At 34.4% G+C, this 25,290-nt stretch carries 33 protein-coding genes; 10 read left to right on the top strand and 23 right to left on the bottom strand.

All coding sequences use genetic code 11. The features are described from left to right. Positions 1 to 63: 63 nt before the first annotated feature. Genes mobB through ABZC13_RS08010 form a run of 5 tightly spaced genes read left to right on the top strand, consistent with a single transcriptional unit; the run spans position 64 to position 4,565 of the window. Positions 64 to 567: a molybdopterin-guanine dinucleotide biosynthesis protein B gene (gene mobB, locus ABZC13_RS07990; RefSeq protein ID WP_373002129.1), complete on the top strand. Its 504-nt coding sequence runs from the start codon at positions 64 to 66 to the stop codon at positions 565 to 567. 4 nt (positions 568 to 571) lie between these two features. Beyond that, positions 572 to 1,414, top strand: a complete 843-nt coding sequence (locus ABZC13_RS07995) for a class 1 fructose-bisphosphatase (protein WP_373002131.1) — start codon at positions 572 to 574, stop codon at positions 1,412 to 1,414. Beyond that, complete coding sequence (locus tag ABZC13_RS08000) at positions 1,398 to 1,604, top strand: hypothetical protein (protein WP_373002133.1); 207 nt, start codon at positions 1,398 to 1,400, stop codon at positions 1,602 to 1,604. Before ABZC13_RS07995 ends, ABZC13_RS08000 begins: the two co-directional genes overlap by 17 nt. A gap of 13 nt (positions 1,605 to 1,617) precedes the next feature. Beyond that, positions 1,618 to 3,576 (top strand): methionine--tRNA ligase, encoded by a 1,959-nt coding sequence (metG, locus tag ABZC13_RS08005; RefSeq protein ID WP_373002135.1) that lies wholly within the window; start codon positions 1,618 to 1,620, stop codon positions 3,574 to 3,576. Beyond that, complete coding sequence (locus tag ABZC13_RS08010) at positions 3,573 to 4,565, top strand: hypothetical protein (protein ID WP_373002137.1); 993 nt, start codon at positions 3,573 to 3,575, stop codon at positions 4,563 to 4,565. Before metG ends, ABZC13_RS08010 begins: the two co-directional genes overlap by 4 nt. A 2-nt stretch (positions 4,566 to 4,567) precedes the next feature. Here the strand turns inward: ABZC13_RS08010 and ABZC13_RS08015 are convergent, their stop codons facing one another. Genes ABZC13_RS08015 through glmS form a run of 5 tightly spaced genes read right to left on the bottom strand, consistent with a single transcriptional unit; the run spans position 4,568 to position 9,565 of the window. Next, positions 4,568 to 5,026, bottom strand: coding sequence for a PIN domain-containing protein (locus tag ABZC13_RS08015; protein ID WP_373002139.1), 459 nt, complete (start codon positions 5,024 to 5,026; stop codon positions 4,568 to 4,570). Between the two features lie 4 nt (positions 5,027 to 5,030). Further along, on the bottom strand, positions 5,031 to 6,602 hold the full coding sequence (locus ABZC13_RS08020; protein WP_373002141.1) for an AMP-binding protein: 1,572 nt from the start codon (positions 6,600 to 6,602) through the stop codon (positions 5,031 to 5,033). 1 nt (position 6,603) lies between these two features. Further along, the gene (locus tag ABZC13_RS08025) at positions 6,604 to 7,794 is read right to left on the bottom strand and encodes a glutamate mutase L (protein WP_373002143.1); all 1,191 of its coding nucleotides are present in this window, start codon (positions 7,792 to 7,794) and stop codon (positions 6,604 to 6,606) included. Continuing rightward, complete coding sequence (locus ABZC13_RS08030) at positions 7,791 to 9,155, bottom strand: methylaspartate mutase (RefSeq protein WP_373002145.1); 1,365 nt, start codon at positions 9,153 to 9,155, stop codon at positions 7,791 to 7,793. Before ABZC13_RS08030 ends, ABZC13_RS08025 begins: the two co-directional genes overlap by 4 nt. Continuing rightward, complete coding sequence (gene glmS / locus ABZC13_RS08035; protein ID WP_373002147.1) at positions 9,155 to 9,565, bottom strand: methylaspartate mutase subunit S; 411 nt, start codon at positions 9,563 to 9,565, stop codon at positions 9,155 to 9,157. The genes ABZC13_RS08030 and glmS overlap by 1 nt, the downstream gene beginning before the upstream one ends. A 109-nt stretch (positions 9,566 to 9,674) precedes the next feature. Between glmS and rraA the strand changes: the two genes are divergently transcribed. The 4 genes from rraA (at position 9,675) to ABZC13_RS08055 (ending at position 12,969) form a co-directional block, all read left to right on the top strand. Next, positions 9,675 to 10,154, top strand: coding sequence for a ribonuclease E activity regulator RraA (gene rraA / locus ABZC13_RS08040; RefSeq protein WP_373002149.1), 480 nt, complete (start codon positions 9,675 to 9,677; stop codon positions 10,152 to 10,154). A 17-nt stretch (positions 10,155 to 10,171) separates the two neighbouring features. Next, positions 10,172 to 10,516, top strand: coding sequence for a hypothetical protein (locus tag ABZC13_RS08045; protein WP_373002151.1), 345 nt, complete (start codon positions 10,172 to 10,174; stop codon positions 10,514 to 10,516). Between the two features lie 18 nt (positions 10,517 to 10,534). After that, positions 10,535 to 11,668, top strand: a complete 1,134-nt coding sequence (locus tag ABZC13_RS08050) for a TRAP transporter substrate-binding protein (RefSeq protein WP_373002153.1) — start codon at positions 10,535 to 10,537, stop codon at positions 11,666 to 11,668. A 71-nt stretch (positions 11,669 to 11,739) separates the two neighbouring features. Then, complete coding sequence (locus tag ABZC13_RS08055) at positions 11,740 to 12,969, top strand: putative glycoside hydrolase (protein ID WP_373002155.1); 1,230 nt, start codon at positions 11,740 to 11,742, stop codon at positions 12,967 to 12,969. On the opposite strand, the gene ABZC13_RS08060 is transcribed toward ABZC13_RS08055, so the two are convergent. Then, positions 12,959 to 13,627 (bottom strand): M48 family metallopeptidase, encoded by a 669-nt coding sequence (locus ABZC13_RS08060; RefSeq protein ID WP_373002157.1) that lies wholly within the window; start codon positions 13,625 to 13,627, stop codon positions 12,959 to 12,961. The genes ABZC13_RS08055 and ABZC13_RS08060 overlap by 11 nt on opposite strands. Next, positions 13,614 to 14,288 carry a 7-cyano-7-deazaguanine synthase QueC gene (gene queC, locus ABZC13_RS08065; protein WP_373002159.1) on the bottom strand — a complete coding sequence of 225 codons (675 nt, stop codon included), beginning with the start codon at positions 14,286 to 14,288 and terminating at the stop codon, positions 13,614 to 13,616. Before queC ends, ABZC13_RS08060 begins: the two co-directional genes overlap by 14 nt. An 83-nt stretch (positions 14,289 to 14,371) precedes the next feature. Between queC and ABZC13_RS08070 the strand changes: the two genes are divergently transcribed. Next, entirely contained in the window at positions 14,372 to 14,551 is a 180-nt protein-coding gene (locus ABZC13_RS08070; RefSeq protein ID WP_373002161.1) for a hypothetical protein, read from the top strand. Positions 14,552 to 14,697: 146 nt separating this feature from the next. Here the strand turns inward: ABZC13_RS08070 and ABZC13_RS08075 are convergent, their stop codons facing one another. From ABZC13_RS08075 to ABZC13_RS08150, 16 genes are all read right to left on the bottom strand, one after another. Further along, positions 14,698 to 14,928, bottom strand: coding sequence for a hypothetical protein (locus tag ABZC13_RS08075; RefSeq protein WP_373002163.1), 231 nt, complete (start codon positions 14,926 to 14,928; stop codon positions 14,698 to 14,700). Between the two features lies 1 nt (position 14,929). Continuing rightward, positions 14,930 to 15,277: a hypothetical protein gene (locus ABZC13_RS08080; protein WP_373002165.1), complete on the bottom strand. Its 348-nt coding sequence runs from the start codon at positions 15,275 to 15,277 to the stop codon at positions 14,930 to 14,932. Position 15,278: 1 nt separating this feature from the next. Then, positions 15,279 to 17,084 carry a LamG-like jellyroll fold domain-containing protein gene (locus ABZC13_RS08085; RefSeq protein WP_373002167.1) on the bottom strand — a complete coding sequence of 602 codons (1,806 nt, stop codon included), beginning with the start codon at positions 17,082 to 17,084 and terminating at the stop codon, positions 15,279 to 15,281. 89 nt (positions 17,085 to 17,173) lie between these two features. After that, positions 17,174 to 17,533, bottom strand: coding sequence for a hypothetical protein (locus ABZC13_RS08090; protein WP_373002169.1), 360 nt, complete (start codon positions 17,531 to 17,533; stop codon positions 17,174 to 17,176). Between the two features lie 10 nt (positions 17,534 to 17,543). Next, on the bottom strand, positions 17,544 to 17,930 hold the full coding sequence (locus tag ABZC13_RS08095; protein ID WP_373002171.1) for a hypothetical protein: 387 nt from the start codon (positions 17,928 to 17,930) through the stop codon (positions 17,544 to 17,546). 735 nt (positions 17,931 to 18,665) lie between these two features. Next, the gene (locus ABZC13_RS08100) at positions 18,666 to 19,571 is read right to left on the bottom strand and encodes a DNA cytosine methyltransferase (protein ID WP_373002173.1); all 906 of its coding nucleotides are present in this window, start codon (positions 19,569 to 19,571) and stop codon (positions 18,666 to 18,668) included. Next, positions 19,571 to 19,945 (bottom strand): hypothetical protein, encoded by a 375-nt coding sequence (locus ABZC13_RS08105; RefSeq protein ID WP_373002175.1) that lies wholly within the window; start codon positions 19,943 to 19,945, stop codon positions 19,571 to 19,573. The genes ABZC13_RS08100 and ABZC13_RS08105 overlap by 1 nt, the downstream gene beginning before the upstream one ends. Next, on the bottom strand, positions 19,946 to 20,107 hold the full coding sequence (locus ABZC13_RS08110) for a hypothetical protein (protein ID WP_373002177.1): 162 nt from the start codon (positions 20,105 to 20,107) through the stop codon (positions 19,946 to 19,948). 30 nt (positions 20,108 to 20,137) lie between these two features. Next, positions 20,138 to 20,926: a hypothetical protein gene (locus ABZC13_RS08115; RefSeq protein ID WP_373002179.1), complete on the bottom strand. Its 789-nt coding sequence runs from the start codon at positions 20,924 to 20,926 to the stop codon at positions 20,138 to 20,140. Beyond that, entirely contained in the window at positions 20,923 to 22,044 is a 1,122-nt protein-coding gene (locus ABZC13_RS08120) for a hypothetical protein (RefSeq protein ID WP_373002180.1), read from the bottom strand. Before ABZC13_RS08120 ends, ABZC13_RS08115 begins: the two co-directional genes overlap by 4 nt. Positions 22,045 to 22,049: 5 nt before the next feature. Beyond that, entirely contained in the window at positions 22,050 to 22,226 is a 177-nt protein-coding gene (locus tag ABZC13_RS08125) for a hypothetical protein (RefSeq protein ID WP_373002182.1), read from the bottom strand. 12 nt (positions 22,227 to 22,238) lie between these two features. Next, on the bottom strand, positions 22,239 to 22,835 hold the full coding sequence (locus tag ABZC13_RS08130; RefSeq protein WP_373002184.1) for a hypothetical protein: 597 nt from the start codon (positions 22,833 to 22,835) through the stop codon (positions 22,239 to 22,241). Positions 22,836 to 22,840: 5 nt separating this feature from the next. Further along, positions 22,841 to 23,029, bottom strand: coding sequence for a hypothetical protein (locus ABZC13_RS08135; RefSeq protein ID WP_373002186.1), 189 nt, complete (start codon positions 23,027 to 23,029; stop codon positions 22,841 to 22,843). Between the two features lie 44 nt (positions 23,030 to 23,073). After that, complete coding sequence (locus tag ABZC13_RS08140; RefSeq protein WP_373002188.1) at positions 23,074 to 23,451, bottom strand: D-Ala-D-Ala carboxypeptidase family metallohydrolase; 378 nt, start codon at positions 23,449 to 23,451, stop codon at positions 23,074 to 23,076. A gap of 137 nt (positions 23,452 to 23,588) precedes the next feature. Next, positions 23,589 to 23,834: a hypothetical protein gene (locus ABZC13_RS08145; RefSeq protein WP_373002190.1), complete on the bottom strand. Its 246-nt coding sequence runs from the start codon at positions 23,832 to 23,834 to the stop codon at positions 23,589 to 23,591. Next, a complete protein-coding gene (locus tag ABZC13_RS08150) occupies positions 23,831 to 25,255 on the bottom strand; it encodes a hypothetical protein (protein ID WP_373002192.1) in 1,425 nt (474 codons plus the stop codon). Before ABZC13_RS08150 ends, ABZC13_RS08145 begins: the two co-directional genes overlap by 4 nt. Between the last annotated feature and the right edge of the window lie 35 nt (positions 25,256 to 25,290).

Consider the following 25,290-nt stretch of genomic DNA (forward strand, 5'->3'; position numbering starts at 1 on the left):
GCTTTTAAAGACTATTTTGTATAATCACTTAAAATTTTAGATAAATAAATATAAAGACATAAAGTGAATAAAAGATTAGCAGTTGCATTTACCGGTCCATCAAATAGTGGAAAGACTACTCTTATACTAAAAGTAGCCAGAAAACTAATACATGAACGCGGAAAAAGAGTAGCAATAATTAAACACGACCCAAGTGATAAGGCCCGTTTTGACGTAGTAGGTAAAGATAGTTACAAGTTCTCAGATACTGGTGCAGAAGTTATTGTAACCTCTCCAACTAGAACTACTTACTTTTCTAAACAAAACAAAGATTTAGATGAGATGATTAGACTTTTTAATGATTTTGACATTCTTCTTGTCGAAGGCTTAAAATACCTGCCACTGCCACGTATAAGTATATTTAGAGAGAGATTAGACAGTGACTACTTTCCATATATGAATGCCTTAGCGATCGATGACAGTATCAACACTGCAGACTACGATGTGCCTGAAAATGTTGATATATTGGACTTAAATGACTGCGAAGATGTAATATCTTGGATACTTAAAAATGCGAAGGAAGTATAAATAAATGACTGACATATTTGACGCGATTCAGCGTACGGCAAAGAGAATTAAAAAAGCTATAGATGTTAAAGACATAGGCTATTCACAACAAGCTAACAGCTCTGGAGAGACTCAGCTTCAGCTTGACATACAGTGTGACATGATTATAGAAGAGGAGTTCTCTCAAGTACCTTCTATTCATACTATTGCCAGTGAAGAGAAAGAAAACGCAATGCTTTTAAATGAAAACGGAAAGTATTTCATCGCTTATGATCCTCTTGACGGTTCATCTTTAGTGGATGTAAACCTAAGTGTCGGCTCTATCTTTGGTATCTATGAGAACGAATTTGGAGCAGACAAAATGGTTGCTTCATGTTATGTTGTTTTTGGTCCTCGTGTTGAGATGGTATTTGCCCATAACAAAGCGAAACTTCACCTGCTTCAAGGTGAGAATTTTGAGTTTGTTAAAGAGATTCGTCTAAATGAAAAAGGTAAGTTAAACGCTCCTGGCGGGACTCAGCAAAACTGGGAACCTTACCATAAAGAGATGGTAGACAGCTTCTTTAAAGAAGGGTATCGTCTTAGATACTCTGGGGGAATGGTTCCAGACCTTCACCAGATACTTCTTAAAGGTGGTGGACTGTTTTCATACCCTGGAACTAGCGACAAGCCTGATGGAAAACTTCGTAAACTGTTTGAAGTATTTCCTTTTGCGTTTGTTTACAAGGTTGCAGGCGGTGAAGCGATTGATGGTAAAGTTGATCTAATGGAACTTGGTCATGAGCATATCCACGATACTTCACCATGTTTCTTTGGCTCTAAGTATGAGATAGCGAGAGTAAAAGAAGTTTATGCAGCCAACGCATAGTCAAGAAAAAGATAAGTTTGAACTGCATCTTGATGAGATGATAATTAAAGTTCAAGTTTGTCAAAAAGAGAAGAACTTAGCATCTTGTAGTGTTTGCGAACACTATATAGCTTGTGAACTTAGAGCTGATTATGTAAAATCAGTATACAACAGCATGTCCAAAGGCGAGACGGGCGGATTTGAATTTTAATGGAGAAAATATTTTGAGTAAATACATAACAACACCTATCTATTACGTTAACGGCGAAGCACACATTGGGCACGCATATACAACTTTTATTGCTGACACTATGGCTAGATACGAGAAACTAAAAGGTAACTACACATACTTTTTAACGGGCACTGATGAGCATGGACAAAAGATAGAAGAATCAGCACAGAAACATGGAAAGCCCACTCAAGAGTTTGCCGACGAGATCAGTGCTTCATTTAAGAATCTATGGGATGAATTTGAGATTGGTTATGACAAATTCATTAGAACTACAGACGAAGACCATAAAATAGGTGTTCAAAAAGCCTTTGAGGTTATGTATGCTAAGGGTGACATCTATAAAGACTTTTACGAAGGTCACTACTGTGTAAGCTGTGAGACCTTTTTCCCTGAAACTCAGCTGGTAGACGGTGAGTTTTGTCCTGATTGTGGTAGAACAACAAGTGTAGTAAAAGAAGAGAGTTACTTTTTTAAACTTTCAAAATATGAAGATGCTCTTCTTAGACACTATGAAGAAAACCCTGATTTTATTCTTCCTCGTTCTCGCGCTAATGAAGTTATAAACTTCGTAAAAGGTGGACTTAGAGATCTTTCCGTAACTCGTACATCTTTTACTTGGGGTGTTAAGCTTCCTGAATCTATGAATGATGACAAGCATGTTATGTATGTTTGGCTAGATGCTCTTATGAACTATGTTACAGCTCTAGGTTATGGTAAAGATGATGCTAACATGGATTTTTGGCCTGCATCTACACACTTTGTAGGTAAAGATATCCTTCGCTTTCACGCTATTTACTGGCCGGCATTTCTTATGAGTCTTGATCTACCTCTTCCAAAGCACATCGGTGCACACGGATGGTGGACTAGAGACGGTGAGAAGATGAGTAAGTCAAAAGGTAATGTTGTATCTCCTAAAGAAGTCTCAGACGTTTATGGTGTTGAAAACCTTAGATACTTTATGCTTAGAGAAGTTCCTTTCGGTCAAGACGGTGACTTCTCTCAAAGAGCATTCATAGATAGAATCAACTCTGAGCTTAGTAATGATCTTGGTAACCTTCTAAACCGTATCATCGGCATGAGTGGAAAATACTCTGACTTTGAGATAGACAGCAAAGACGTAGAAAAATATCACACAAAAGAACTAGATGCTATGAACGAAGCTCTTGGTAACCTTGATGGTTTTATGCAAAACATGCAGACTCATAGATACCTAGAAGAGCTGTGGAAGCTATTTTCTATTGGAAACAAGGCTATTGAAGAACATGCTCCGTGGGTTAAGATTAAAGAAGGTAAAAAAGATGAAGCTCTTGCTACTGTTGCACTTGTTGCAAACATCTTAGCTAAAGCATCTATCATGTTAAGCCCTGTTATGCCTAAGACAACAGCAATAATTGCAGATGCGCTTAACTTTACTATAGATAACACTAGCTACAACGAGCTAGTTATAGATAAAAAACTATTGAAATTATTTAATATCAAAAAAGTTCCGCCTCTTTTTCCTCGTGTTGAAGAGCCTTTAATGGAAGAAGCTCCAAACGCTATGCCTGACGACAAGCCAAATGATAAGATGAAAGAAGAGCTTATTGCAAACAAAGAAGCTAAAAAAGAGAAGGAAGAAGATGACAATCTTATAGAGATTGGTCAGTTTTTTGAAACATCTCTAAAAGTTGGTGTTGTTGTAGAAGCTGAGGAAGTTCCTAAGAGTAAAAAACTTTTAAAACTACAAGTTGATTTAGGTGAAGGTACAAACAGACAAGTAGTAGCTGGAATCAAAGAGTTCTACTCTGCTGAGTCACTGCTAAATACTCAAGTATGTGTTGTAGCTAACCTAAAACCTGCAAAACTTATGGGTATGATGTCTGAGGGAATGCTTCTTGCTGCTAAGGATGAAGATGGTCTATGTCTAGTTAGACCTGAAAAACCTAAGAAAGCAGGCACACCTATTGGATGAGACTTGAAAACTTCCTTGCACTTACACATGGTAAACTCGAAAATGAGCCTTGTGTAAATAGTTTTGATAACACTGTCTTTGAGGCTCACAGAGTAAAAAGAGGTGATATATTCTTCGCTTATGATGAAGAAGATATTGACCTTGCGGTCTCAAACGGTGCATACGGAATAGTTTTCGACAAACCTATCCAAGTAAGCGATACAGAGATTGCTTGGATAAAAGTCAACGACATTGATGAAGCTGTAAAACGACTTCTCCGTTTCAAGATGATTGAAAAAGAAGTAGTTGCTTATGAATGTAACGAGATCATTTTAAAACTTGCTCTTCAAGTTATCACACAAACAAACTTTGTAGTTATTTATGGAGACATAAGAACTGTTTTCAAGTCCCTTTGGGAAGTCGAAGATAGAACTACAGTACTTTTCTGCCCTACTCTAAACTCTAAAGATATGTTTACAAATGTAAAAACACTATCTAAGATAGCTATAGAACCCATAGAGATTATGGAGCAGACTCTTTTTGAGACATCTTTTATTTACGACAACACTTTTTACGAGAGACAGCTTATCTCTCCTTTTTTCATTCCTTATCTTGCAGAACTGTTGCATCTGTTTAAAAGCCTGAAAATAGACTTTAGACTTAGAAAGTTTACGCCTATAGAACACTTTGAAGCAGTTTTTACAAACAAGAATTTTGAGATAAAAGACTTTGGAACTAGCGACAAGGTACTTATCTTTGAGCAAAACACAAGCCTTGTAGACAGTGAGATAACATTTTTACACTCTCGTGCAGCATGGGCAAAGATAATCTGCATCATTCCATCTTCTGTTAAGCAACCTGAAGATGAAAATGTGTTTAGCTATAAACATGAAAAAGAGATACTGCCTATACTAAAAGAAAACAACTTCCACTTTGCGCTTATAGTTGGAGTCGACAAGTCGATTTTAACTAGAACTGTACCCTATCACACGCAGTTGACTCTTTTTTAAGTTTAATTATTTGACTGTGTCTTTAGTAAGTAAAATAAGTTAACCGCTGCACCTTTAAATTTTGTCACAGCTTTATATAGCTCCATATCATGCGTAACTAAAGTTAAATTATTTTTTATTGAAACTTCAGCAATTAAAGCATCTCTTTCATTGTTTTTTTTCTTTTTATTTAGCTTGTCTAGTGATTGTTTAATATCTTCATAAAGAACTCCATCACTATATTTGGAATTATCAAATCTAGACACATCTAATACAAAACTTTCTGTAAGAATTCGTTCATCATTTATGACAGAAAATTTTGAATTTAATGCTTCTCTGCGTACTTTGTTTTTTGTACTATTAATCTCATCATGTTGGATATGAGTAGTATAACAAATTATATTATCCTTAAAATTATCAGTATTAATACTTCCATCCAAGATTTCATTAAATATATTTGTATCGAATAAATATTTCATCATATTTCTAGTTCTCCGACAATTCTCTCTTTAACTCATCTTTATTAACCTGATTCTTATCACTCTGAACTAGAGGAAGTGATTTTTTGTATATCACTCTGCTTGGCAGCATGTAAGATGCCAGATGCTTTTTAAGCTCAAAGATTATCTCTTTTGGCGGTATCTCGCTTGGTGCAGAGTAAACCATAACTATCTCTTCTTCTATTAGTTCGTTATTTATTGAAAAAACTGCACACTGCTCTATCTGAGGTAAGCATCTAGACACTACAGACTCTATCTCATATGGAGATACTCTAAAGCCTCTTGTCTTTATCATGTTGTCATGTCTAGAGACAAAGTAGAAATAACCCTCTTCGTCTTTATATACATAGTCACCGCTAGCTACAACTATCTCATCTACAAGTTGTCCTTCTAAGTTGATAACATCTTTTAAAATCTGTATAGACTTAAATCTTTCAGCATTTTGCTCAGGTGCATTCCAGAAACCTTTGTAGATGTATCCACCTCTATGAATTAGCTCCCCTACTTCACGTACAGCACACTCTTTACCGTCTTTGTTGATAACATATAGCTCAACATCAGGAATAGCTTTACCGATAGAATCAGGTCTTATCTCAACTTGTGATGGATCTAGGTAAGTTGAGCGAAAAGCCTCAGTAAGACCATGCATTGAGTAAAAAGAAGCATTTTTAAAAGTCTTTTTACATTCGCTTATCATCTTGTGCGTTACATTACCGCCAGATGAAGTGATAGTTTTTACACCGTCAAAAAGCTCAGAACTTGGGATTCTGCTCATCTCTTCATCAAACATCTGAGTGATGTTTATAGGCATAAGAGGTATAACCGTTACTTTATCGTTGATAAGGTGGTTAAAGAAATCTTCCGGCAATATAAATCTATGTATAGCCAGAGTAGCTCTTTTGTAAAGCGAACAGAAGATTTGATTTAGTCCATAGTCAAGGTTAAAGATGAGAAGAGCTGAGATAACATCATCTTCTTGTAGGTCCAAGTACTGAGTAACAACACGAGCAGAGTCAATAAGATTTCTATGAGAGATCACTATTCCTTTTGGTGTTCCACTCATACCAAATGAGTAAGTTATAAGAGCATTCGAGTGTCCGTTTATGTCACAAATGTATGGTTTGTTGTAATATTTGAAGATCTCTTCAAAAGATGGCATTTCTTTACCCGCAGTTTCATACGAAATAATATGACCGTTAAACTTGATCTCTTCAATGCTCTCTAACTTTAGTTTATCAGTGATGATACATTTGATGTCACAGTCGTTGATTATATATTCTACCTGCTCAGGTTTTAAAAGTTTTGTAAGAGGAACCAAGATGTAGTCAGTAGATAAAATAGCAAGTATTGCAATAACCTGCTCTATCCCTTTATTGGAATAGATCCCAACTCTTGAGTCTTTTGGAAGGTCTAACTCTTTTAAGTAGTAAGCTACCTGATTTACTTTCGTAAATAACTCAGAATAAGTCATGCTTTTTTCATTAAAAACTAATGCTGTTTTATCTCCGTGAGTTTGCGCCGTATATTCGATTAGTGTTCTTATACAGTTTATTGACATGTTAATTTCCTTTTGCTCCAAGAGTCCAGATATCGTAATTAGTGTCTAGTACGGTAACCGGGTTATGATCTGAGTTAAGTATCTTTTTGTAGAAAAATGAGATGATATCTTCTATCTCCTCAGCTGATAAAACCTTTGTAATACCGCCTGTAAGCACTATAGAGTTGATAGATAGCAGTTTTAGGTTGATATATGCCTGCTTGTAGTGTGACATTTTTGTTAAAACAAGAAAGATAGCCAGTTGCATCAGCACTCTAGTCGCTTTTTGGCTCTGCTCTTCAAAGATGTTCTCTGTAACCTTCAGGTGTGTTAGAAGCTCATAAACAAACTCATTGTTCTGTGCAGCAAAGATCAGAGACTCTTTTGACTTGTAAACACCAAGCTTTTTAAATACCAGTCTGTCATACTCGTTCTCAGTTACGATGTTGTCATCAACCAAATCTTTTGAGTAGTGAATATCTGTAGTAGCTCCACCGATATCTATAAGGATAAAAGGATTTACTACTGCAAATTTTGTATTTATCATGGGAAGAGTCTTGTTTACGATGTATGGAGTCGAGTATATCTGGTTTGAAGTGATGTCATAGAGATGCTTGATATCCTCTTTTCCTTCTATATCTTCTTGGTAGAGATTTGTAAGATAAACTTTTAGGTTTTCTTCTACGATATGAAGCTTGTCGTCGATGATATTAGGCAGTATAACAATGTTTTCTATGTTTTCTTTCAGTGCAGGAGCTTGTGTTTCACTTCCAACATACACTACGTTTGAGTAGTTTAGTTTATCTAAGTAGCTATAAAGATCTGCTCCAAAAATATCTGAGTTAGAGTTAATTCCTCCAACAATGATTACAACGTCAATCACATCACTTGGAATAGAATACTCTTCAATGTTTTGATACATAACAGTCTCAATGATGTTAATACCAGAGTTAAAAGCAATGTTTTTAGCATACTTCAATGAGAATGAGTTAGTAAGACCGATAATAAGCGTGCTTAGACCACCATTTGCAGATGAACAGATATGTACATCATCTTTTTCATAACTATCTATTGTATTGCCGCATTTGTACTTTAAATCATCTAAGATATCTTTGTTGAAATCTCTTAGATGCTGTTCTATGCTTGTCGGTGTACTTAGCTTGAAGTAAGTACTTCCTACATCTATTAAAAGTTTATCGTTCATTTTACTCATTGCATAATCCCTATATCGTGGATAATATCATTTACGATGCTCGTAGTGTCCTTAGTAAGGTCACACTGAGCTTTTTCATACTCAAAGCAACGATCTGGGATAGGCACGTTTCCTCTTTTGATAATTCTGATGTTTTTCTTTGCATCTCTTATAGTTATCATCTCGTTATGATTGATGATATGCGGAGAAAATGGCACATCTATGATCCCGCTTTTAATAGAGTTAAATACTTTTCTCCATAGAGTGTCGGCAGGATCATTAAACACAGCTTCCATAATAGCGTGAACTTCAAGAGTCATAATCTCTTCTTCTTCCTCATCTATGATGTTTGGAAGACCATTTAAGATGCCAAGAGTGTACTGAGTATTTGCAACCGTTTTTGCATTTGCTTCTTTTGTAGGAATACCTGATGCCTCTTCTCTTGTTTTTGTAATGATTTTGTTCGCACCAACCATAGCTGCAATAACTGTAGACATGTTAATAAGCTGTTCTGCATAGTCTTTGTTAGTCGGGAAAGCTCCCATCCACTGATGATAAACAAGATTAATAGTTGCATCGCCGCAGTTAATCTGCTGGGCATAGTGCTTTGCAAGTTTCTTGATAACTGCACCCATTACGATATCTTGGTTCATAGAACCTGTTTGAGAAAATGAAACAGAGAACGACTTAACGCCCTCTTCGAGTGAAAGCAGCATCTCAAGAAGCTGAATAACTATAGTAATAGCAGGCGGAACTAAAGTGGCTGTAAGAGGTCCAAATGACTCTCTGTTTATAGGCTCGTTTAATTTTGAGTAGTTTGCACAAACTTTTTCTACATATTTCCAGTAAAGAAATGCTTTGTCAAGTGGAAAGTTTTTTGAGTATGGCAAAAGGTAAGTAATAGGCCCGCCTTCAATCTCAAAAATACCGGATGCAATGGCAGTCTCAATAAGAAGTCTGGCATCTGGTGTACCGTGTCTAAGACTCACAGGCTTGTTGAAGTGAGTAACCATCTTTCTAGTGTTTCTGTAACCGTGATTTACCAGAGGGTAACCGTTTAGCATGTCTACTTCGTTTTCTTCACTTAGACGCAGCATCTTCTTTGCAGTCGCATAGTCATTAAGTCTAGTATTTGAGTCGATAGTCAAAGGTAGAACATCAACATTCGCTTCAACGAAGAACTCATTTAGAGCAAACTGCTTCTTATAAGTAGGGAATCCACCACGAGGCTGAACAAGCATCTTGTTTTTTGTTTTAAAGTTATGAGATATAAAAAGATCTTTACTTGCATTTTTAACAAACTCTTCAACTTCTGCAAAGTCAAAGTTGTCTACATACTCATTTCCTAGAATTATTTCTCTCTCTTCTTGGAGCAAACTCATTATTTATTTCTCTCTTTTAAAAACTCTTCCAGTGTGTCAAGCCCAGTATTAAGGTCAACTTGATGGAAAACTAAGTCAAATCCGTAGTTTTTATATTTAGGAACAATTGTCTCTGCATCTGCACTACCTACAACTAAGTTTCCACCAATCATCATTACAAGATTGTCTAAATTCTTGTATTTTGATTTTAGTAGTTTTATCTCTCTACTCCAACCCTCTGCTTCTCCGTTTAACGAAGATATAAGAAGTATATCCGCACCTGTTTCCACTACAGCGTCAAAGAACTCTTCCAAGTAAGTGTTTACGCCTAAGTTAAACACTTCGAATCCTCTTGCATTGAGTGAAAGTTCTATCAATCTATTTGCTACAACATGTATGTCGTTCCCGACTACGCCTGTTACTACTTTCATCTATTTAATACCTAATGTCTTTTATGGATGTAAAGATACCAAAGTTTATGTAAAAATAAGGTTATAAGGTGCTAGAATACATTTACAATTGAGCAATTAGGGGACAAAGATGGACTTTTTTACAGCAGATATCTGTGATGAGCATAGCGATAAAGCACTTGTACTTGACCCAGAGTACAAAAATTATGGTGGCGTGGACAAGTGCCAAGGTGAAGTAGTAACAATTAGATTAGATAAAAACAATTCAGAACTTATCAAAGTTCTTCGTGATGAAGACGGAACAGGTAAAGTTGTTGTTGTTGATGTAAGAGAAGAGTATTTCGCTGTTGTCGGCGAAAACCTTATGAAGTTTGCACATAAAAACAACTACGCAGGAATCATTGTAAATGGTTATATCAGAGATACTTTTCAGATAAAGGATATTCCGGTAGCTCTATACGCTCTTGGAACTTGTCCTAGAAAATACATACCTGTTACAGAAGGTGAAAGAGACGTGCATCTATCTTTTGGCGGCATTGGCTTTAAAAATGGAGACTACATCTACGCAGATACAGACGGTGTGATTGTTACATCTGAGAAGATAGTATAAAAATAAAAGGGAAAAAATTGACAACTATTAATGAAATAAACGAAGAGATGAAAAAACTATTGGCAGAAACAGATGAAGAAGCTTTAGACGAAGTAAAAGAAAAATACGCTCCATACGAAAACAAGATGAACTCACTTTTAGAGAGTGATGATTTAGAGAGTTATTTAATAAAATACGAAGAAATGTATACGGAAGACGAAGCCGTTTTAAAGTGTTTTAACCTAGACACACCACAAGAATTAAAAACTTATATAGAAGACAAAGAGATTAGTTTTGATGATTTAAAAACTGAAACTGCTCATGCAGCTTGTGAAGCTCTAAAATTTGCTATCTATGACAGTGAAGAACTGGACGATTATTAATAGCTAAGGTAAAAAAGCATGAACCGTAGAGATTTTTTAACAACCGCCACAGCAGCATCTGCTACACTAGCTTTTAGTGGATGTAATGATAGTGACCGTCAAGCTATAGACTACTCAAAGCATCCAAAGAAACATGACAATGACATAAAACGTGTAAATATAAACAGAAATAAAAAAACTATTATCAAGCTCGCTACTAGCTGGCCTGCGCACTTTCCCATCATGGGTACAGGTGTTGAAAAGTTTGCTCAGAGAGTAAAAGATGTAAGCGGCGGCTCTTTAGAGATAAAGCTTTACCCAAAAAATACTCTTGTCCCTGCCCTCGCTGTTTTTGATGCGTGTAGCAGCGGTCAAATAGATGCATTTCACTCCGGACCATACTACTGGAAAGGTAAAAACTCTGCATTTTCTTTGTATAGCGGTATCCCTTTTGGTTTTACAGCTGAAGAGATTAACTCATGGATGCTTTTTGGCGGTGGACTAGAACTTTGGCGTGAGCAGTATGCAAAGTACAATCTCTACCCATTTATGGGTGGAAATACCAATATTCAAATGGGTGGATGGTATAGAAAACAGATAAAATCACTAGCAGATATGCAGGGGCTTAAAATGCGTATGCCCGGTCTTGGCGGTGAAGTATTCTCAAAGATGGGTGTTAACCCTGTCTTACTCCCTGCAGGAGAAATATATACATCTTTGGAACGTGGCGTCATAGATGCTACAGAGTGGGTTGGACCTGCGCTTGATATTAAGATGGGCTTCTATAAGGTTGCTCCATACTACTACTCAGGATGGCATGAGCCAGGTTCTATCTTGGAACTTACATTTAACAAACACTCTTGGACCAAGTTGGCTTACGAACATAAATCTATGATAGAAGTAGCATCTAGTGAAATGAACTCAAATATGACTTATCACTTTCACTCTGAAAATATTAAAGCGTTGGCAAAATTAAAAGAGTTAAATATAGATATACATCAATATCCTGCTGATGTTATAGTTGCCGGTAAAAAGGCACTCAAAGAAGTTATAACAGATTTTAGTTCTAAAAACGAAGACTTTAAGAGAGTCTATGCATCTATCGAAACCCACTTAAAACTATCCAAAGAATGGAGTGATGCGAGTCTGCGTTACTTTCTAAATGAGAGATAAAGTATAATCCGTTTCTATATTAGAGGCATGACATTTGCTTTTGATAATAAACATAAATCACGGGAACATACTTGAAAAAACTACTTGTTATATCCACTCTGCTTCAAACACTACTTTTTGCTTCATTTCAGGGCACTGTAATTGATAAAAACACCCTGAAGCCCATAGAAAAGGCGATAATCAGTGACTCTAGAAAAAGCGTTAAATCAGACGAAAATGGTTCATTCTTTATAGACAGTAAAGAAAAGAATTACCACCTAAAAGCTTATGGGTACAGACCATACACATTTTCTTCAGATTCTAATAATACAACTATTAGCGCAGAACCTATAAAAATAAAAGCTTTATATCTTACTTTTTGGGGTGCAAACATATACTCTAAAACCACAAAAAGAATCTTGGATATCATTGAAAACACAGAGATAAATGCTCTTGTTGTAGATGTAAAAAATGAGTACGGTTCAACTTCATTTAGAACTTCGTTTAAGCAGGCAAATAAATATGGCGCTTATAAAGATAGGACTATTGGTGACATAAGTAACTTTATGGAAGTAATGAAATCTAAAAATATTTATATGATTGCCAGAGTAGCTGTTTTTAAGGATGAACTTCAAGCTTCAAGTAATGAAGATTATGCCATTAAAAAGGAAGATGGAAGTATTTGGAGAAATCACGATGATATGGCTTGGGTGGATCCCTTTGATGAACGAAGTCATAAGTATACAATTTCTATCGCAGAAGAAGCAGCAAAAGTAGGTTTTGATGAGATAAACTTTGACTACATAAGGTTTCCTGCAAAAGCCGGACTAAAACTAAAAAAAGAGAGTACTCAAGAAAATCGCATAAAGGCAATAGATAGTTTTTTAGACTCTGCTAAAAGCAGACTTAGAAAGTATGGAGTATTTATTTCTGTAGACACTTATGGAAACATTTGCTGGGTAAAAGGTGATATGGGTATAGGACAGACTGTAGAGTCTCTTTCAAAACACAGCGACTATATCTCGCCAATGCTATATCCTTCCGGATTTGCAAGCGGTTCATTTTACTTTGAACATCCCTCAGAACATCCTTATGAAGTTATACGCAGAAGTATTAAGAATATAGCACCAATGATAGATTCGAAGCGTGTAAGACCTTGGCTGCAGTATTTTAAAGACTATGCACATACAAAAAAACACTATGAAAAATTTGAAGTAAATGAACAGATTAGAGGATCTGATGATACAAATGCTAGTGGTTGGATGTTGTGGTCACCTTCTAGCAGATACCATGAAGAGTATTTCGAGGTTTCTAAAAAGTAAAGTTTTGTCTGTTTTTGATATCTTTTCTAACTTTAGAAGCATTTGGAAGATAGTTTTGAACTAAGGCATGAAAATATTTTGAGTGATTCATGTGAACTAAGTGAGCTAACTCATGCACTACAACATAATCAATTTGCTCTTTTTGGAGTTTAACAAGTTGAGTGTTGAAAGTAATGACTCTTTCTGAACTACAACTTCCCCACCTGCTTCTCATCTTCTTTAGCTTTATCTCTTTATAGTTTAACCCCATAATTTGAGCGTAATACTCAGTTCTTGAACTCAGATAATTTTGTGAAAATATCTTATAAAAATCATCGTAGCATCTAAGTATATTTTTTTGATTTGGTTGTCTGACTCTATTTAGAAGAGTTCTTAGTTCTGAAGCTTCCTCGGCATCTACGCTATAAACTTCTCCAAAGAGTAAAACTTCATCTTCAAGGTTTATTTGAACCGCTGGATTTTGTTTTCTTTTAAATAGCTGTTTTCTTATCCAAGTTTCTTTTTCAAGCAGTAAGTTCTCTATGTAAGATCTTGAGACCCTTGATGTTTTTAAGACTACTTTAGAATCTTCGTTAACACTTATATAGCTGTTTTTTAGCCTTGGTTTCGTGATATGTATAACATCAAGATCTTTAAAGCTTATTTCATTCGTAGTCAATTGGGTCAGTTGCTCCGGCTAGTTTAAATCCGTTTAGTCTAAGTCTACAGCTGTCACAAACACCGCAGGCCTTATCTTCACTCTTATAACAGCTCCATGTATGATGCAGTGGAACATTTAGCTCCAGTGATTTTTGGACTATTTGAGACTTTTGTAGATGTACCAGGGGCATTTTAATCTCTATATTTGTCTCATCTTTCGTTCCTAGGTTTATAGAGTGTTCCATACTTTTTATGTATGATTCTCTACAATCCGGATAACCGCTGCTGTCTTCTTCGACAACTCCGATGCTAATTACCTCTGCGCCCTCTTTTTCAGCAATAGCCGCTGCCATACTCAAAAAAATACCGTTTCTAAACGGTACATACGTTACAGGGACTCCTTCTTCTATACCGCCAGTTGGTACTTCTATGCTTTTATCTGTAAGAGCAGAAGCGCCTATTTGCTTAAAGAAATCAAGATCAAGTATATATTTTTCAATTACATCTAAATCTTTACATATTTTATGAAAGCATTCCAGCTCTTTTGTCTGTGTTCTTTGATCGTAGTTAAAGTGTAGAGCAATTATCTCATAACCACTGTTTTTCATCATATATGTGCTAAGAGTTGAGTCCATTCCGCCACTCATTACACATAGTGCTTTTTTAGTTTGTTTATCCATGAAAGAATTTTAGCATATCTTTTTAATAAAGATTAAAACAAATTAGGTATATAATGGGTGTATAAGCATATAAAGGAGACATTATGGATGTATCATCTTCATCAGGAAGCGGTTCAGTTTCCGCTCAAGTAGAAGTTATGAAAAAAGCTACAGAGGTTCAAGAACGACAAGTTCTTAAGGTTCTTGAAAGCGCGAATGAGCAGTCTAAAGAAGTGACAGCTCAGAAAACTGGCGTGGGAAAAAACTTAAACATAACTGGTTGATCTCCTTCGCAAACTTAAAGTGGGTGCTTTTTTGTACCTGCTTTTATAAAATATAAGCCTCATTAGAATTCTTTGTCTTAGTCAATGCTTTTTATGAATTTTAACATAATGTTGTATTTTTTTGTTTCAATATGTAACACACTTAGTTAATTGCTTGACTTAGATTGCATTATTAAGAGTTCTAACTGTCCTTTTATCTCATAAAGTATTTTTATTTCACTTGAATGTAATTTATCATTATCAAAAAGAACTTTTACGCTATCTTCACAGACCTTGATTCTACTATTCTGTTTTGAGATGTAAACAGTAAAAGCTATTATGTTAAGTAGAAAACCTGAAAATAAACCTACTAATGCAATTATTATTTCTATAGTCATACTAAGACTTAATACCTTTTATAGAACCATACTTAGTTAAAGCTAGATATCTAACCTCTTCAAGTTCATCTAGTGTCACTATTTGTATTCTAGGCTCTTGACCTTTTGCAAGTTTCCAAGAAGTTTCTGTCATGTTTTTATATTGTGCTATTCCAATAGCTTCACTAATATCGTTACGACTTTGTGGATCAGCGTAAAAAGTTTTATTTGACTCTGTAGTAACAGTCATAGAGTTAATAGCTATCTCTTTTTCGCCTTTATCTTTTGAGTAAACTTCTGGAACTTGTGTATATTCAGTTTTCTGTACTAAAAAGCCTTTTCTTTTTCTATTTATCTTTTTAAGTTTCATACTATGCTCCTAGTTCATTTAATGCTGAGTAGACAGCAGTTGTTTTTGTATCTTGTTTTTTGTGTTCAATCTTAAATTTTAAATCAGTACCAGATACAAAACTTGTATTAGCTTCAAAAGTTTCTTTGATTTTTATATCATCTGGAAGAGTTCCAACAAATGAAGCATTTGAATCTTTTACTAATGTTTGATAGTCTTGATTATTTAAAGTGACTTGCATAGACACGTTATCAACTTCACATGCAAAAGTTGGTGTAAATGATTGACCATGAATAAATTTTGTTTTATTTGTATTAAACAAAGATGTTATTTCATCAGAAGCCAATGCTCTATTATAAATCTCAATTTGGTCTATAAAACCATTAAAGAAATTGCCATTAATATCTCTACTATATCCGATACTACAAATTTCATTTGATGAAAAAACTATATCTGATGAAACAGATGAAGTATAAACCAATTCATCATTTAAATAAAATAAATAATTACCGGAATCAGCTCTAGTTAGAAGACAGAAATGTGAAACTCCAACTTCAGGAGTAGGCATTAAAATATCATATATAGAATTCAAATTACCATTCAGTTGTAAATATAATTGACCACCTTCAATTAAAATACTAATACCTTTACTATTATAATAATCTCTGTTAGAAATAATACAACCATTAATACCAGACTTTAAAACAGTAAAAGTAAAAAACAAAGAAAAAGACTGTGTAGATAAAACTGCTTTTGAAATATTAACACCACTTGAAGAACCATTAAAAACACCACAATAACCAAGTTCACCTAAATCATATGTAAGATTTATAGGTGTACCATCATTGTTACCAACTGTATCATTAGCGTTTTCATTAAACTCATATTTAGAAACCAAACTACCATCATTAAAAGGATTAGAGCTACTAGGATTAAGGAATATTGAACCAGAGATAGGAAGCTTTAAAAAATTATCAAAGTTACCCAAATATATTTCAGTTCCATCTGTCAAACTAGAATCAATATAACATTCTGTTTCATCTGTTGAACTCAAAATGTTAGTAAGATTAGAAACAACGAAAGAACCACTTTGAACACCTATCCAATCACCATCTAAATCAGATTTAGATGCTATAGATGATTCAAATATAGCGTTATCAGCAGTAGACAATAAACCCTCTTCATTAGCAGTAGTAACTATAGAAGCATTTGAGATAGTTGGAAAGTTTGTAGCGTTGAACTCACTTCCTGAAACATCTACATAAGCGTCTGTATCTGGTGCAAAGGCTACATTTACAATAGTGAAATTATGAGTTGTAGCGTTTGAAGTTAATTTACCCGTATCACTTCTAGTAACTTGTAGTGTTTGTGCTTCATCAGCTGTAACACTTCCCAATGACATAGTAATAGTACCGTTACTGATTGTATATGTACCACTTGACAAAGTTACAGTGTAAGTAGCTGTAGGCTCATAATCTGTAATAGTGACTACTAGATTACTGTTTTCATTTACAGTTGATGAACCTGAAAGAGTTGGAGCTATTGAAGTTTCTGTTTGTGAAGATTCAAGAGTCTCTATAAGTGTATTTATTTGCTCTGTAAACAGTGCAACCTTTTCAGCTATTAAAGTATCTGTATTAGTTGTTACAGTAGCTAAGAAAGCTTCTAGTTCTGCTTGTAATTCTACTTCATAACCCATCTCAGTTGATATGTTTATAAAGTCACTTATTACACTTGATAGTTCATCTGTATTTGCTACGGCTAATGTTTGTTCTTGAATTTTTGTGAGAATAGAATCAATGATTTCGATTTTAGTAGGAGCGGGCATTTATTTTCCTTGTATTAAACTATTGAGTAAGAACTCTTTGTAAGTGCTTAGTTAATAGTTTTGAGGTAAGTCTAAGAGGGGTGAACCTCTTAAACTGTGTATGACGTTGAACTGATGATGTCAACTCTCTCAGCTTTAACATTGTCGATAGTTTTACCGATAAGACCGTTAATAATATCAAGTGATGATACTGTAGGCTTAACATACATTCCGAAAAATGTAGATGTATCTAAAGTATCATTTATCATTGCAACTTTAACAAGCTTACAAGATACAGAAGACAGACTAGGATCACTTGTAGTAATACCTACAGTTTCTTCAAAAACTTCAACTTTACCACCGTAAAAAACTTGGCAAAGAGTAAGTGCGGTAGCTGAATCAGCAACATCTAAATAAGTGTTGTTTTTACTTCCATCTGTGAAAGTTTCTATAGCTTTAATTCTAGGCATATTTTAATCCTTAAACAACAGGTGCAGCAGCACCGATTAATTTGTATTTTTTTAACTGAACTTTGTCACAAGCAACACCGCTAGTCAGTTTTATAACACTACCACATGAATTTGCAATATCATCATCTGATAATGTTGGCTTACCATAACGAATACCAACAAAAGACGGCTTAGCAGTAGGATTTTGAGAATCTCTACAAACAGCAAGAGCCTCAATATACTGAGGTGGAACAGGACGAGCAGTTCCAGAAGCACCACTACCATCTGGTGAAAACGAACCAACACCATCAGGCATAAACGCAACTAAGATTTCAGCAGTTGCAACATCTGTATCAATATCAAGAGTTGCACGTTTAACACCATTGTTAAAACTTTGACTTAAAATTATTCTAGCCATTACATTTCCTTTTTTCTATAAATATTTCAACAGACTAAGGATAAAGATTTGAAGTCTAAAACCGATGAATAAAAACAGGAAAATATATGTTCATGTTTAGAGTTTTTAAATCTTTAAAATCAATCTGTTAAGTGTTGAAATGATTACATTTGTATATAGGTGTAAGTCAAGTGTAACTTATAATTTACATTAACGACTTATTTTACGGAACTTAAAAGCATAAACACTTTACAGACACTTTACACTTTTATAATTGCTTAAGCTGAAAAACGAAAATATAGCCTTTTGTATTGTCGAAAATGTCTAGTTTTTGGGTCTAGCTGAAATACTAAAGAGTTCTCTTTGCGGTTTAGGTGATGATGAATCATCAGGCAAATGACAAGCAACGCTGAGTCGAATGTGTGCCTTGATACTATCATGCAAATAGGTTGCTAGGGTGCAACGCCTACGGCTTTATCTGAGAGTTTAAAGAGTATATGAATAGTCTGGCTTCTGATGAAGAGTCTAGCCGTCTTCACGCACGAAGTGGCAGAGCCACTAATTTCGTGCAATACGGCAATTTAAAAGAAGAAAAGATTTTTAGAGAGTTCCGCTCAAGCGTTAAAGGCTAGCCGATTGATTGGCGGAAGTCTAGGAGTAGCTTAAAAGAGTTAGAAGGCTAAGAAAGAGAAATTGTCACAACAACATAAAGAAGATCAGTCACATTTTAATATTTAAAAATCGGTCACGGACACATTAAGCAGCACAGTCACACTTAATTCTTTTTGCTCGTTTTCTTTGTGCACTTTTTCTACACCTTGGACTACTATATATCTGTTTACCAATCAAAGGACGACCACAACCACAAGCACATCTTTTCTCATCCTGGTCTGTCACAGTTTTTTCTTTTTGATCAGTCACATCTTTGTTCTGCTGCAAAGTCACACTATTGTTCCCAGGATCAGTCACAGCTTTTACAGCACGTGCAATCACACGTCCCATTGAAAGTGGAACACCATTACCTACAGCTTTTTTCTTACCTTTTACATTAAAATCAGGTAAATCATAGTCACTTGGTAAACCTTGAATATGACAAAGCTCTTTAAAACTTCTATCATCTGAAGCTAAAGCACAACCACCGATTATATTTTTACTCATAGTTCCGCGAGGTATGTCTAAGTAAAGATTATCTTTAGAACCAAACTGTATATGTCTTAATCTTGAATAATCATCATACCAACCTTGATTAATATCTATACGTTGATGATTGTAAGTAGATAAAAAAACAACGTCAGTCATAACACAAAAATCAGTCACAGAATGTTTATACTGGGAAGTCACATTTTTAATTACTAGATCAGTCACATCTGGAGCACCTTTCACATTTTCCAAAATATACCAATCTGGTTCACACTCATATACAACTCTTAAAAACTCATAAACCATTTCTAAAGAGTAATCACCTTTATCTCTTTTAAGACCGCTAAAGTCTTGACAAGGTGAACCACCGATGATGCCATCAAATTTATTTTTCATACCTGTAAAGTCACGGATATCTTGACCAGTGATTAAATCACCTGCACTTACAACGCAAAAACCAGCTTCACGAAAAGCTTTATCAAGTAAACCGATACCGCTAAAAAGACTTAAAACGAGTTTCATTACTTACTACTGATATTAACAGAGGTCATAGACTCTATGGAAGTATCTTTATCTAGTTTGAGTAAAGACTTCATACTTTCAAACACTTCAAGAGCAGTTCTAGTGGTCTTGACTGTCTGAATTATGATTTGGTTCTGTCTCTTTGCAGTCTCGTTCCTAACCATAAAATACATGGTCTTTTTATATGACTCTTTATCATCTATAGGTATGACTGTACTACTAGGAGCAGTATAAACTATTTGACGAATTTGAGTAACTTTAGCTTTTAGATTTGTTTCTGCAAATGAAATTATATTTTCAGGTGACGAAGCACATAAATCAGTGGAATATGAGCGACTACCTATTTTAAAGGTTACATTATATTCATTAGACATCTAACTATTTCCTAGAAAATAAAGAAAAACAAAAACACCAAAATAAACTAAATAAAGAATATATTTTGTTACTAAATCTTTTGCTTCATCTGTTTCTTTTTCCTTACGTTCTTCGTATTCAGGATATTCGACTACTGTTTCCCAATCAATATCTTCTCTCATAATATTCCTTTAAATAACATTCTATAATTTTTAAGCACGATTAATCCTTAAAGCACTTAAAAGCTCAACCATAGCTTGATTACCACCAATAAAATTACCAGCACTATCCTCAAAAACCATGCTAGAACTTAAAGCATTTAACTTGTCTATGTCTTTACTAGTAACTTCAACAGCACCTGTCATCTGCTTAATAAGTGCTTTGTCTGTTACGAAAAAAGATGATGTTTTTATCTTCATCTCAAACATATCTCTATTACCATCAATTTGAAGCTTTGCAAGATTAGAACGAACACCTTCCTTATTAACTTCTAAAGCTTCAAATTTTAATTTACTCTCATATAAATTATGTTCAGCTTGAGGATTGCCGACATTAGCAGTACCATCCATATCCATCTTTGCAAAATCAGCCATAAGCCTACACTCTTCAACCTTATTATCATTATCACCAAGAAACTTACTAAACATCGTAGCTTTACGACCTTTACGAAAATTTTTAAATTTAGCTTTTAAAAATGATTTACTATACCAACCAACTACAGCAGTAGAAGCAACCTTAAAAGACTTGTCCAAAGCCCATTCTTGAGCCCTCATAGCTTGACCTGTCATATAACCAAGACCAGCACCTATACCATCTTGAATAACATCAGTTAAAAATTCACTTTCAATCTCACTTGTAACACCTGCTACTATAACTCTTCTTTGAGACTGTAAACCCATACTAGTGGCAGTCTCAACCATTTCATTAACACCATAACCAAGACCAGTACCCAAAACACTAGCAGTTTTTGTACTGTATGCACTATATTTTATTTCTGTCATGATAAGTCACTCCCGTTATATATATATTGTCTTCTTGAATCCCAATTTATAAACTGATAAGATGGAAGAACAAGAGGTTTAAATACTTCGTCAAATACATCATCTGGAATCTCGAATTCCATTTCGTCAGTTGCATTTTTTGCGTCAGTTATGTTTTTAGCTGTAGTAGCTTCTATAGGCTTCATTGTAGCAACGGTATTACCATCAAGGTTTTTAATGTCCTGAACAGTAGTGTGATAGTCTCCTATCTCTTTTTCTTTTGTCTTAGCCTCAACAAGTGAAACATCTTTTTTCAATCCTAGTTCTAAAGGTGTAAGCTCTGCATATACACTTCCATCCATTCTGGTAATTTGTGCAACTGTTGTTAGATGCTGAGCCACCTTTTTTTGTTCTATTGCATTAGCTGAAACAGCGTTAAGATTTGAAGCAATAGTAGCTACTTGTTGAGTTTGCTCAGTTGTTGCAGTTGTAAGAGCTTCTATTAATGTTGTATCTGTTACGACTTGATTAATAACATTAACAGCAGGAGCTTCAACGCTTGGAACGCTCACACTTAAATCTAAGTTTTGGAGTGCAGTTATCAACTCTTCATGTCTTGTTATTTCTAACTCTTTATATGCTACATCAATATCACTCATAATACTTAAAGCACCCGCAATTTTTGCAACTTCTTGGAGCTGTAAAACCATAGCCGGTAATGTTGCATTTAAAATACTTGTTTGAGTGTCAGCATGTTCAGCAGTTTTTGCAAGAGCTTTTAATATCTCAGCTTGAATGACATTTGCATGATCTTGTTGTAATGCTGTATTTTTTTGCTGTTGTATAAGTGATTCTACTAGCTCATTACTTTGTTTTAAATAATCAGGTAGTGTTATCGGATTAGCATTTGATAGTTCTACTGTATCCTCTACAGTTGGTTTAATCTGAGCTATATTTTCAGCATTAGATACTGATTTACTAACTCTACTCGTTTCGTCTTCCATTATCGCTTTATGATGTTTATTTACTAAGACACCAACGCTTGAAGATAAAGCAACATAATCAATAACTTTAGTAATATGTTTTCTTATTTTTAAAGCACTAATTAATGCAACTATATAAGGTATTGCTGCAACCATTTTTTTTACTCCAGACCTAAAAAGGTTTTTATTTTTTGAACGTCTGCTTGAATTGAATCTAAAACAGAAGTATCACCATTATTTGAAACACTATCAGAAACAATAGTTTCTAAGCTACTAACCTTAGTAAGAACAGTGTCCATAGTTGATAATAAAAGATTAAGCTTATCTTCACAGTTCATTTATTTATTCCTTTATATTAATTCGTACTTTTCAGGCTCACAACAAACGAGGAGACAGCAAGTAGTTTTCATTTTGAGATTAGCTCTACAATCATCAATGTATGTTTGCATTATTGAACGAGCATATGTATCATTATAAAGATTGGTATCATATAGCCTTTGATTATGTACAACATTGCCGTTAAGAGATATAGAAAGCCAATATGTAGTTCCTGTACCGTAAGGTGGTAATATAATTACATAAGTATCAGTGTAGAGACTATAAGTGTATGGACAATCTGGGTCATCACTAGCACCATCACTACCACCATTATTTGAATCAGAACAATCAGTATTCATTACAAATTCAGAATAGGAGACTGTACGGTCATGGTCACAATCTTCGGTCAAGTTATCTTGGTCACCATTACAAGTATAAAACTCTTCTATAACTATACGCTCATAACCATTCTCATAATGATACAAATGCTCTAAGTGGCAAGTAACGAAACCAAGATTATAGTTCATATAAGAAAGGTCTACTAAATATAAATAGCCACCCATTGGACAACCATCAGAATTATGAGAAACAGGAACATAATTTAGACCAGAAACACAAGGAGAAGCCATTTGAACTACTTCATAACCGCTTTAAATACTGATTCGGCTAAATCAACTGTAACATCATTATTATCTTTTGCTGAAAGATATTTAGCACCATCTTTAACTAAGTCGAGAACTTTATCATCATGTTTTGACTCAGTACCACTAACGTATTTTGTAACTAGATTAATACCTAGATTTAATAAGAACATTTGTAACATTTTTTTTACCTTTTTATATTTAATTTACTATATAGTTTATATAGCTATTTATACCAGATAACGTTTTTTGCTTTTGCGTTATCAACATCTACATGTATAAAATCTTCATACACACCTATACGATTAAATCCATGAACAATTAAAGACTTTATAATCTTAAATCTATCACTAGAACTATCAAGAGCAATATCAACGGCTAAACCTTTTAAATGGCTTGAAGATATAGAACCTTTTTCTTTACGATTATGATTGACACATCTACATGCACTATTTAACTTAAAAGGTACACCAGAGCTTAAACGAGCAATGTCTAATTGAATTACTAAATCTTTACTAATGTTATTAAGACCACAACCACACTTACAAGCGAACTCACTCTCTTTAAATTTATGAATAGTATTCCAAAACTCACGACCTAACATTTATTTTTGCCTCCTTAAATTTTCTTATAGTATTTACTACAGTTGTACGACTTGTATCTAGTTCCCTTGCCACCTCCGACTTATTAATTTTTTGATTCTTATCAGCATATTCTGCAACTTTTTGTAAAATCAAAACTTCAATTACTGACATTTTGAGCCCCTATAGTATTAGTACTCTTACTTAAGATATTTGCAAATCTGAACATGTCACCACGTATAAGTTTTTTAGCTTCTGGAGTAGGCTCAATAAGCAAAATTGTTTTTTCAAAAGCTTCTTTAAATTTGCTGAAGTCACTACAATTATCAGAACAATATTGTCTTGGTTTGAATCTACTTTCATCTTCAAAATCATTACCACAAACCATACATACTCTATTAGTCATGAAGCCCTCTCTAATGCTTTATTTAGATATGTAACTCTCTCTTGATTGAATCTAGTATCATCAAAGAGATTCAAAGATATCTCATGTACATAAGCTTCCAGATTAGTATCTAGTAGTTTATTGATTGGGTAAAAGACACCGTTTCGTTCTTGATATCTTTTAGCATTAGAAACGTAATCAAGAGTATTAGCGTAAGCGTTATCTATAAGGGTGATTTGTTTATCTTCATAAATTTCATCATTAGAACGTGAAAAAGCCATTTCTAAAGTTTTAGGACTAAGTTCTCCACTATGACGAAGTAAAGTAGTAAGAAGTGATTTAATGCTATTTGAAACCCATTGAAAAGCAGAAGTTTTTGGAGCTTTATCAATATTTGTTTCTTTTGGAACATAACCATTCCACTCATTTAAAGATAACCATAATTCAGAAGTATCAGCACGTTGATATCTCTTCGTTATAGCCTCTTTAGTTATAAGCGATGTTTGACCCTCTTTATTGATTGAATAGCCTCTAATCATATCTAAACAGTGATTGTCGCTCATATCTTTGTGTTCAACTTTTTGTAAAGCTCTACCCCATAAATCAGGAATAGCATTTATTACATTTTGGAAGCCATCTAATAAGCCCTCAGAATCAGTATAGATAGTTTTTAACTTCTCTCTTCTGTACTGAATCTCTATACGCCATACAGTTGCATACTGGTCATAATCTTTATTGTGAATCCACGCAAGATTTTTTATAAATGCTTTATCAGGATTTTTTTGTATCTCTACAGTCTTATCATAGATTCTAAGCATTTCATCACCAGAGCCAAACGTAAAACCCGTAAAGTTTCTACCATTGTAATAAATACTAGAATTGCTATCTTCAACATGCTTGATATTGTTACGTTTAAGTGTCTTAAAACGATAGTAATCAAGTTCAGTAAAGTTATAGCCTTGTATATCAGTTGCTAAATGGATCTCGCTAACCTTAATTAAATACTCTTTGAGTACATAAGTAGAGATAGTTTCGTTAATGTATCTCATAGCCTCTACATGTCCTACACGTGCAAGAAATGAAGCTCTAAACTCAACTTTGATAATAGGTGTATGAGTTTGATTATGTTTAGTGTCATGCTTTTTATCAAGTCTAGACTGAAGCTTAACAGTCTTGAAAGATATTGAAACATCTTGATTTCTAAGTGTTACGCTAAAACCTCTAAAAGTAGTTGCCATAACACGATATTTATCAGAACCAATCTTAGTATTTACAAATCTCATATCATTATTTGAATGATGTATTTTTTGAGCCTCTTCTTTTTGAGTTATGAAGCTCTCAACCATATTTACATAATCAGTGTAATCAGTCATTTGCATTTCATCTACATGATAATAATGAAGCTTTACAGTATCAACGATTTGACAGAGTTTGTTTATCAAGATTTTTCCTTTAGGTTTTTAAATTTGTCCAGTCT

This window comes from Sulfurimonas sp., assembly GCF_041563035.1.
GTDB lineage: Bacteria > Campylobacterota > Campylobacteria > Campylobacterales > Sulfurimonadaceae > Sulfurimonas.